This is a genomic window from Sporosarcina sp. BP05 (assembly GCF_014282005.1).
Lineage (GTDB): Bacteria > Bacillota > Bacilli > Bacillales_A > Planococcaceae > Sporosarcina.
The window spans coordinates 1-979 of record NZ_JACFTD010000070.1; the positions used below are offsets into that span (position 1 = coordinate 1).

2 protein-coding genes are annotated in these 979 nt (G+C 31.4%); both read right to left on the reverse strand.

The window, feature by feature from the left end; all coding sequences use genetic code 11:
* Positions 1–187 precede the first annotated feature (187 nt).
* Complete coding sequence (locus H2672_RS19125; protein ID WP_186673999.1) at positions 188–325, reverse strand: hypothetical protein; 138 nt, start codon at positions 323–325, stop codon at positions 188–190.
* Between the two features lie 316 nt (positions 326–641).
* Complete coding sequence (locus H2672_RS19130) at positions 642–944, reverse strand: hypothetical protein (protein WP_186674000.1); 303 nt, start codon at positions 942–944, stop codon at positions 642–644.
* Positions 945–979 lie beyond the last annotated feature (35 nt).

The window sequence follows — 979 nt, forward strand, 5'->3', positions numbered from 1 at the left end:
CTATTGCGGAAACGAAATAAAATAAAAATCTTTTAATTTAAAACTCCCCCTTCAAACTTTTTACTTATTTATACAACTCAAAAACAACTCTTCTTAAACAAACCTGCCCCGTTAGTTCAATAAGAAAAAGAGTTACCTCTGGGAACCCCATGATTTTTACTAAAGCTAACCGTTAGTTTAAGAACTTTTATTTCTTATCTCTAATTTCTTCTAAAATTTCTATTACACGATTGTTTTGGCTTTCAATATTCTTCAATCTTATTTCAATAATATATGAAGAGAAAAACACAACAAGTATAAGGGCTATTCCAGTAATTAATTCCATATCTTCTCCTCCGATGAATTCAGTTTACGTTTAAGAGTATAATTCTTCCAACCAATATTCTCCATAGCAATACTTAAACTAACCTGCCCCGTTTGCTGAATAACCACATATTAGGAAATGGTCCCTTTCACAAATGATAGACTTAACCTTCTGTTTGTTCAATCACTTTGAGAAAATCGTGAAAAAGTTTCTTTACAAATAATCTAATCTGATTGAGTTTTGCCATTCATTCAATATGCACCAGTAGTTGACATAACACCGAAAAGCTGCCAATACTTCAACTAAAACACCCGTTAATGCAAATGATTTAATTAAATTAACCCATCCACATCAACCAAACAAAAAGTGACCATATAGAAATCGGGAGCCCTATTAGGACACACGCAATAACACTAACGATAAGGAATGTTTTTTCGTTTTTCATGAAAATAAATAATGATATAGGGATTATTATAAATAATCCAACACTAATGAAGGTTACGCTACTTATAGCTTTTGTTAAATCTATTGCTGGGAAACGTTCATTTAAATCATAAGATATATTTTGACCAAGAGCACCTAAAATAGTTGCCAATATAAGACCTATGACTACATAAGCGGTATAAGCCATTTCTTTCATATCCTCAATCCCCTCTTTTGAAATCATTATTCAAG

Excerpts from the sequence above, each read along its gene's own strand:
- H2672_RS19125 (WP_186673999.1), bottom strand. The coding sequence starts at position 325 with ATGGAATTAATTACTGGAATAGCCCTTATACTTGTTGTGTTTTTCTCT.
- H2672_RS19130 (WP_186674000.1), bottom strand. The coding sequence starts at position 944 with ATGAAAGAAATGGCTTATACCGCTTATGTAGTCATAGGTCTTATATTG.